Source organism: Deltaproteobacteria bacterium, from assembly GCA_030654105.1.
Classification (GTDB): Bacteria; Desulfobacterota; SM23-61; order SM23-61; family SM23-61; genus JAHJQK01.
On the sequence record JAURYC010000273.1, the window covers coordinates 1 to 8,210 of the forward strand.

At 47.0% G+C, this 8,210-nt stretch carries 8 protein-coding genes; all 8 read left to right on the forward strand.

Annotated features, from left to right (window positions below; translation table 11 throughout):
• Positions 1 to 70: 70 nt before the first annotated feature.
• Positions 71 to 1,654, forward strand: a complete 1,584-nt coding sequence (locus Q7V48_11755) for an ATP-binding protein (protein MDO9211400.1) — start codon at positions 71 to 73, stop codon at positions 1,652 to 1,654.
• A gap of 4 nt (positions 1,655 to 1,658) precedes the next feature.
• Entirely contained in the window at positions 1,659 to 3,023 is a 1,365-nt protein-coding gene (locus tag Q7V48_11760) for a sigma-54 dependent transcriptional regulator (GenBank protein MDO9211401.1), read from the forward strand.
• Between the two features lie 377 nt (positions 3,024 to 3,400).
• The gene (locus Q7V48_11765) at positions 3,401 to 3,616 is read left to right on the forward strand and encodes a hypothetical protein (protein MDO9211402.1); all 216 of its coding nucleotides are present in this window, start codon (positions 3,401 to 3,403) and stop codon (positions 3,614 to 3,616) included.
• Positions 3,617 to 3,698: 82 nt separating this feature from the next.
• Positions 3,699 to 3,920: a hypothetical protein gene (locus tag Q7V48_11770; GenBank protein MDO9211403.1), complete on the forward strand. Its 222-nt coding sequence runs from the start codon at positions 3,699 to 3,701 to the stop codon at positions 3,918 to 3,920.
• 63 nt (positions 3,921 to 3,983) lie between these two features.
• Positions 3,984 to 4,361, forward strand: a complete 378-nt coding sequence (locus Q7V48_11775) for a hypothetical protein (GenBank protein ID MDO9211404.1) — start codon at positions 3,984 to 3,986, stop codon at positions 4,359 to 4,361.
• 263 nt (positions 4,362 to 4,624) lie between these two features.
• A complete protein-coding gene (locus Q7V48_11780) occupies positions 4,625 to 7,039 on the forward strand; it encodes a sodium-translocating pyrophosphatase (GenBank protein ID MDO9211405.1) in 2,415 nt (804 codons plus the stop codon).
• 232 nt (positions 7,040 to 7,271) lie between these two features.
• Positions 7,272 to 7,892: an OmpA family protein gene (locus Q7V48_11785; GenBank protein MDO9211406.1), complete on the forward strand. Its 621-nt coding sequence runs from the start codon at positions 7,272 to 7,274 to the stop codon at positions 7,890 to 7,892.
• 144 nt (positions 7,893 to 8,036) lie between these two features.
• Positions 8,037 to 8,210: galactose-1-phosphate uridylyltransferase (locus Q7V48_11790; protein MDO9211407.1), on the forward strand; the 174-nt coding region annotated here is incomplete at its 3' end.

Sequence of the window (8,210 nt, forward strand, 5' to 3'; positions counted from 1 at the left end):
AAAATCATCGTATAATTACAAATAAAACCCTCTTTTATTCCCTTCGTGCAAAGCAATGCTCAAGGCTTTGGTGTCCAAACTCCGAAATATTCCCTGGGGCGAATCTCCTTTTCTTCAGCGGCCCTTAGGATTGCAGACACGGATTACTCTACTGGTAGCCATGATCGTAGTCAGTGTTTTAGTCCTATTCTCCTACTTGGACCTCCGCATCACAGAACGTTCCCAAAGAGAATTATTCCGGGAGAGGACGATTTACGTCATCCGGGAAATCGACTCCAAAATATACAGCATGAAGGAACTCGAGAACCTGTCTTTTTTGGAGGAAGAAATTGCCAGTTGGATGTATGCCCGCCCTTCCATTCAATCTATAGATATCTTCATTTTCCATAAAAACAGTTACAAAGTACAACTATCGAGCATGGGGGAAAAAGATCTAGGCCTCACCTACACGAGTCTGCAAGCTTTGAAACGAGACCGGGTTCTCACCACGTTGCAAGAAAAAAATTATCAGACCTACTGGGAAATCCTCGCTCCTCTGCATGTTGGGCGCAAAATCGTGGGCGGCATTCGCATCATCACTTCTCTGGAGGAGGCCGAAGGCTTCCTGACCAAGAAACGAACCCGAACGGTTGTTTTCACTATAGCCAGCGTGGCTATTCTCATTCTTATCCTTACCCTCTTTTTCAGCCGGGCGATCAATCGTCCCATCCAGCGCTTGGTCCGCGCTATGTCTGAGGCTGAGGAAGGAAAATTAAACGTAGAAGTACCGATAACTTCCCGAGATGAAATAGGCCTGCTATCTGACCATTTTAATCGCATGCTATCCCGGATCAACCAGTTCAATGAGGAGCTTACGCGCCGAGTGGAAACCGCAACCCGGGAACTAGCCCAGCGGAACGAAGAGCTGCGCATGGCCAATGAGTCTCTCTTCCAGGCCCAACGCCAGCTCGTCCAATCCGAAAAGCTGTCTGCCCTGGGCCATATGGCTGCCACGATGGCCCACGAAATTGGCACGCCTTTAAATTCCATCTCCGGATATATCCAGCTCATGCTCACGGAGGGGAATGACTCAGACGTGATGGCCCGCCGACTGAAGATTATTGAATCGCAGCTTGACCGCCTGACGCAAACCATCCGTAACCTGCTCCATTCTACGCGTCAACCGGCCCCTAAGCTCGAGCCCCTGGACATCAATCAACTCCTTGAAGAAGTCGTCAACTTGACTCAACCGGGAATGTCGATGCGGGGAGTCCGTTTTGTTCGGCAACTGCATTCCTCCCTTCCCCCCGTTTCTGGAGATCCAGGACTTTTGCAGCAGGTATTCCTCAACCTGATGACCAATGCCCTCGATGCCATGCCTCATGGCGGTGTCCTAACCATCGCAACGAGCCCCGGGGAAACTTTGGCGAAGAATGGGGAAATCGTGGAAGTAATGGTCATCGACAACGGCATAGGCATGTCCGAGGAAATTAGACGAAAAGCTATCGAGCCTTTCTTTACTACCAAGGAACCGGGAAAAGGCGCTGGTTTGGGACTGGCTATTTGCGACGAAATTATTCGCAGCCATCACGGTAAACTCTCCATAGAAAGCCTGGAAGGAAAAGGCTCTACCATTCGGGTGCAGCTCCCCGCTTTTTCCGCAGAAGGGGAATAATTCTATGTCTTCTCCAATTGGCATACTCATCGTAGACGATGATGAAATCACCTGTAACCTTTTAGAGGAGGTCTTATCCAAAGAAGGGTATGTCGTTGATAAAGCCCTCAACGGCCGGGAAGCCATTGACAAAGGGGAGAATAAACCTTACGACGTCGTACTCACCGACATTCGGATGATCGATGTCGACGGCATGGAGGTGCTCAGGGCTTACCGGCAAAAGAGTCCGGACAGCATCATCATCATGATGACTGCTTTTGGCTCTATTGAAACAGCCATCCGGGCGATTAAAGAAGGGGCTTACGATTACGTCAGTAAACCCTTCAAGCTTGATGAGATCAAGCTGACCATCCGGCGCGCTCTTGAACAGAAGCGCCTGTTGCAAGAAAACCTCTTCTACCGGCAGGAATTGATCACCAAATACAAACTGGAGAATATCGTTGGGCGTAGTCCGCAGATGCTCCAGGTTTATAAAACCGTTGCTCGCGTTGCCGAAAGCCGCTCCACAGTTTTAATCGCCGGGGAAAGTGGTACGGGAAAAGAACTGGTTGCCCGGGCCATCCATTTCAATAGCCCGCGGTCCTCCAAACCATATGTGGCCGTGGATTGTGGTTCTTTAGCTGAAACCCTTCTGGAGAGTGAACTTTTTGGACACGTTCGGGGAGCGTTCACCGGCGCCGTTACCAATAAAAAAGGTCTCTTCGAAGAGGCAGATAACGGAACTTGCTTCCTTGACGAAGTAGGGGACATCAGCCTGGCGATGCAGGCCAAACTTTTGAGGGTTATTCAGGAGCATGAAATCAAACGGGTTGGGGGAACGGAAACTACCAAGATTGATGTCCGCATCATTGCGGCAACGAACAAAAATTTGGAAGAGTTGGTTGCCGAAAAAAAATTTCGTGAGGACCTCTTCTACCGCCTCAACGTGGTTTCTATTCATCTTCCCCCCCTGCGGGAACGGCTGGATGATATTCCATTTCTGGCTGACCACTTTTTACGGAAGTATGCCGCGGAGAATGAAAAGCCGGTTTCCCGGATTTCTGCAGAAGTTTTAGATCTTTTGCTCCGCTACCAATGGCCTGGAAACGTGCGGGAGTTGGAAAATGTGATTGAACGCGCCTTAACTCTTTCCCCCCATTCTTTAATCCTTCCCGAAGACCTTCCCCGGCGACTCCGGGTGGAACCTTCTGAGATCAGTGCCACTTCTCTCCCTTCCCAGGTTTCTCTAACTGAGCTGGAAAAGATCTATATTAAAAAAGTTTTAGAAGAGACAGGGGGAAACAAGAAGAGGGCTGCTGATATCTTGGGAATTGACCGCCGCACTCTTTATCGTATGGCTGCCCGCTATGGAATTAGCCTCAAACGCTAAATGAGGCTAAATGCCCCACTTAACAATATAGCCCCACATATATAACCTTTCAAAATTATTTAATTATTTTTTTTATTTCTAAATAATGAGGCAATAATGCCTATTTTAAATTTTTCCCAAGATAGATTTATTTAATAATGGGATAGAAATTTTATTATTAACTATTTGATTTGACAATAAATATAGTTTTTATTTGATATTTCATAGACTTAAAATTTATTTGGTATCGATTTTGCTTTGATATTTGTAATTTGCATGATCTTTTTCGCCCTATGAGACTCAAAAACAAACAAATTTATTCCCTTTTCGTTGGGCTCTTCCTAATATCACTGGTTGCCCCTTATGGATGCAGCGGGTTTAAATCCGAGAACGAAAGATTGAAGGAAGAAGTCACGGATATTAGCACAGAGAATGATAAATTGAAAAAAGAATTAAACACCTTAAAGAGTGAAAATTCTAAGATGCACATTCGGTTAGCCCAGTTGAACCTGCAGATTGTCTCTCTCCAAAATGAAATCCAGAATCTGCAAAAAGACCTTGATACCTTTAAAGCCCAGTTAAAGGGAGTGGAGAAAAAAAATAAAAAATCTTGAATGAATCCATCTGCTGAATACCGAGAATTTCTTCCCCTCATGGGGAAAAGATGGAATTACACTACGTAAGGAGGTGAAAAAAATGCGCAAATTGATTGCTTTGTTTGTAGCTCTGTTGTTTGCCACTTCGATGATCGTGGCTTCGGGTTGTGCCAAGAAAGAAGAGCCAGCCAAGCCTGCTGCAGAGCCAGCCAAGGTTGCGGAGCCAGCTAAGGCTCCTGAGCCCGAGAAGAAAGCTGAAGAAGCAAAGCCAGGTGAAGCAGCCAAGCCTGCAGAGCCGGCTAAAGCTCCGGAGAAAAAGTAAGTAATAAACGCGTATCACCCAAAAGTCGCTTAAAAATATTTATAGGAAAGGAGGTGAAAAAGGATGAAAAAGGTTTTGATTGTTCTGGTTGCTCTTTTAGCCATGGTGGCTTTTGTCAGTGGAGTCGTAGCCCAGGAAAAGAAGGCCGAAACACCGGCCGCTGCCGCAGACAAGCCGAAAGCCGATAAGCCCGAAGCCCCCAAAGCGTTGAAGGTTACAGGAGCGGTTGCCGCGTATGAGGCCGGAAAGACGATCACGGTGAAGACGAAGGACAAGGAGTTGGCCTTCGATATCGCCGCTGACGCCAAGGTCAAAGGGGAAGTTAAAGAAGGCGCCAAGGTAACGGTAACCTACAAGAAAGATGGCGATAAGATGGTAGCTACTGCCATCTCCGTTGCTGCCGCGAAGAAAGCGAAAGCCCCGAAGGCAGAGAAAAAGTAAAGTAAGGAAAGAAGTAATTTCCTTAAACCCAAGGAAAAAAGGCATAACTCTGAATCGAGGGGTTATGCCTTTTTCATTTATTTCCCCCCTTATTCATTCACCCCTCAATTTTTTCTGGGAAAACTCAAAGAGATTTAACAAAAAACCTTGACAAAAAATAAAGCGCTATGCTAAAAAACCTTTGAATGAATAACCATTCATTTTTTAAGCTGTAGGGCTATTTGCTTTAGTAAATGTTAGATAAACGAAAGGGAAAAATAATTATGGATAGCAAAAGAAACAACAAAAGATGGATCTTAGGTGTTAGTATTCTAACCGTTATTTCCATGCTCTGGGCAGCACCTCTTCTGGCAAGTGAAGCGGAATTGGAAATACCTGTTCTGACGGAAGGCCAGAATACCGTGCTCATGATTGGCTTGCTCATATGTGCATTGGGGATGGCCTTTGGCGCTTATGAATACGTCAAAGTTAAAAAATTTCCGGCCCACAAGTCCATGTTAGATGTGGCCGATATTATCTTTCAAACCTGTAAGACCTATTTGATCCAGCAGGGAAAACTCCTGATCATCCTGGAAATTTTTATTGGAATATGTATCGCCTATTATTTTGGTTTCTTGCAACATACCCCCGTGGAGGGAGTTTTAATCATCTTAGCTTGGTCCGTTGTGGGCATTTTAGGCTCTTACGGCGTAGCCTGGTTTGGCATCCGCATGAATACCCTGGCCAACAGCCGGATGGCTTTTGCCTCCCTGGAAGGAAAGCCAATAAAATTATTGGACATCCCTTTACGGGCGGGCATGAGCATCGGTGTTCTCCTGGTATGCGTTGAGCTCATCATGATGCTCATTATCTTGGTCTTTATGCCGCGGCAATATGCCGGGGCATGCTTTATCGGATTTGCCATCGGGGAATCTCTGGGAGCAAGCGCCCTTAGGATCTGCGGCGGAATCTTCACCAAGATTGCCGACATCGGTTCGGATTTAATGAAGATCGTGTTTAACATTAAAGAAGATGATCCCCGAAACCCGGGTGTGATCGCCGACTGCACGGGGGACAACGCCGGAGATAGCGTGGGCCCCACTGCTGATGGGTTCGAGACCTACGGGGTAACCGGTGTGGCGCTCATCAGTTTCATTGTTCTGGGTGTTTTCCCCCAGTTCCAGGCCGAATTGATTACCTGGATCTTTGTGATGCGGATTCTGATGATCGTCACCTCGATTGTAGCGTATTTAATTAATCAAGGTGTCACTACTTCCATGTTTGCGGGTAAAGCAAAGATCGACTTCGAGCTTCCTTTGACGATGCTGGTCTGGTTCACATCCATCCTCTCCATCATCGTTACCTTTGCCGTGAGTTACTGGCAAATTGGCCATTTACCCAATAATCTATGGTTCACTTTATCCATTATTATTAGCTGCGGAACGCTGGCCGCCGCCTTGATTCCTGAGCTGGTGAAAGTATTTACAAGCTCCAAATCCATCCACTGTCGAGAAGTCGTAACCTCGGCCAGGGAAGGCGGTGCCTCCCTGGGCATCCTTTCGGGTTTTGTGGCGGGCAATTTCAGCGCCTTCTGGATCGGGATGGCCATTTTCGGCTTAATGTTTATCGCTTATTTGGCGAGCTTAAGCGGCCTGGATAAGTTTATGGAGTATTCTTCCGTCTTTGCTTTCGGTCTGGTGGCCTTTGGGTTCTTGGGGATGGGGCCTGTGACCATTGCTGTAGACAGCTATGGGCCCGTAACTGACAATGCCCAGTCGATTTATGAGCTGTCCCTGATTGAGACGATCCCCAATGTGGCTCAGGAAATAAAGAAAAATTTCGGGTTCCAGCCGAATTTCGAAACGGCCAAGCATTACCTGGAGGAAAATGATAGCTGCGGGAATACCTTTAAAGCGACGGCCAAGCCGGTTTTAATCGGTACGGCAGTGGTGGGCGCTACCACCATGATCTTCTCCTTAATTTTGTTATTACGAAAAGGGTTAGGAATTCAGCCAGAGACGATCCTAAATTTACTGAACCCCTATACCCTGCTGGGATTCTTGTGCGGAGGAGCGGTGATTTATTGGTTTACCGGTGCTTCGATGCAGGCAGTCACGACGGGGGCCTATCGGGCCGTGCAGTATATCAAACGGAACATAAAGCTGGATGACACCGCGACCCTGAGTGCTTCTACGGAAACTTCCAAAGAGGTCGTTAAAATATGTACCCAGTATGCCCAAAAAGGGATGTTTAACATTTTCATCGTCATTTTCTGCTTTGCCTTGGGGTTTGCTTTCTTTTCCGCCCCTGGGACTTCCAATGCTCCCGTATCTTTTTTTATCAGCTATTTGATTGCCATTGCGGTGTTCGGTTTGTTCCAGGCCATCTTTATGGCCAATGCCGGAGGATGCTGGGATAATGCGAAAAAGGTTGTAGAGGTGGATTTGAAAGAAAAGGGCACGCCTTTGCATGCGGCTACTGTTATCGGGGATACGGTAGGCGACCCCTTCAAAGATACCTCGTCAGTGGCCATGAATCCCATCATTAAATTTACGACCCTATTTGGCATCTTGGCCATGGAAATTGCCATTTCACCCGGAATGAAAGCTGTTGCCCATTACGTGGGGGCAGTATTTTTCGTGATAGCGCTTATCTTCGTCGCCCGGTCCTTCTACGGAATGCGGATCCCCAAAGAATAAATCCAATTCACCAATGAGCCCTTCTGTAGGTTCTTGCATTTCCAGAAGGGCTCTTTGTTTTTAAGTCTTCCTTTTTTTCATCCCCTATCGTTGAATTCATTTCCCAATCCCCTGATCACCATGATTTGAAATCATTTTTCCTTTGATTCTTTTTTTTCTCCCCGCTATAATCAGCCCCAGAATGTTTTATTAGATGATCATTCGCGGTTGATATCCTTTAGAGGAGGTCATCATGGCAGCAAAAAAGTTCATTTTTTTAAGGGTGGCTTTCCCCTTACTCCTGTTCATGTCTTTTTGCTCGGGCTTGGCGGGAGCTCAAGACATCACCCCGGCATTGCAGCAAGAGTTTGCCGATGCCAAGGTGGCCATCGAGGCGGCCCAGAAGGCCCAGGCTGAAAAATTCTCTCCGGAGCCCCTCAAGAAAGCCCAGGATCTGCTGATCACCGCTGACAATGCTAAGGCCTTTAAGGATTCTGTTAAATTTGCCCAAGCTTCCCGCTTGGCTCGTGCCTATGCCGAGTTGGCCAAAGCAATTGCCGAGTTAAAATCTGAAGAGGAAAAGCTGGCCGCAACCCAAGAGGAGCTACAGAAAGCGAAGGACGAAATCGAACGACTGAAAAAGGTTATTGTCCAAGGGCATACAGATAGCGTTGGTAAGGAAGAAGTCAACCAGGCCCTTTCCGAGAAGCGTGCCCAGAAGGTGAGAGAATATCTGGTAGCTTATCAGGACATCCAACCCACCAGAGTTACAACTCAAGGAGTTGGCCCTTCTCAGCCAGTGGCCACGAATACAACGGAAGCCGGGCGTGCCCTTGACCGGAGAGTAGAAATTGCTATCCAAACAGGAGAATAAAAGAGATTTTCCTTTGCGGTTTAAATTAATTTGGACACAGATTTCCACGGATAAACGCAGATAACCATTTTATGTATTTTTTGCATTTAATATCCTGAAAATCTGTGGTCATCTGTGTCCAATAAGGAAATTGGAAGATCGACGATGCCCGAATTGCGACAGGATCCAGCCACGAAACAATGGGTGATTATGGCCACCGAGCGGGCCAAAAGGCCGCATGACTTCAAAAAATCCGGCCCACCCGAGCCCCTGCCCGCTTACAAAGCAGACTGCCCCTTCTGTCCCGGCAATGAAAAGATGACTCCTCCTGAAATCCTG

Bases quoted from the DNA above. Each gene is read 5' to 3' on its own strand.
- Q7V48_11760 (MDO9211401.1), top strand. From the start codon at position 1,659: ATGTCTTCTCCAATTGGCATACTCATCGTAGACGATGATGAAATCACC.
- Q7V48_11770 (MDO9211403.1), top strand. From the start codon at position 3,699: ATGCGCAAATTGATTGCTTTGTTTGTAGCTCTGTTGTTTGCCACTTCG.
- Q7V48_11775 (MDO9211404.1), top strand. From the start codon at position 3,984: ATGAAAAAGGTTTTGATTGTTCTGGTTGCTCTTTTAGCCATGGTGGCT.
- Q7V48_11780 (MDO9211405.1), top strand. From the start codon at position 4,625: ATGGATAGCAAAAGAAACAACAAAAGATGGATCTTAGGTGTTAGTATT.
- Q7V48_11785 (MDO9211406.1), top strand. From the start codon at position 7,272: ATGGCAGCAAAAAAGTTCATTTTTTTAAGGGTGGCTTTCCCCTTACTC.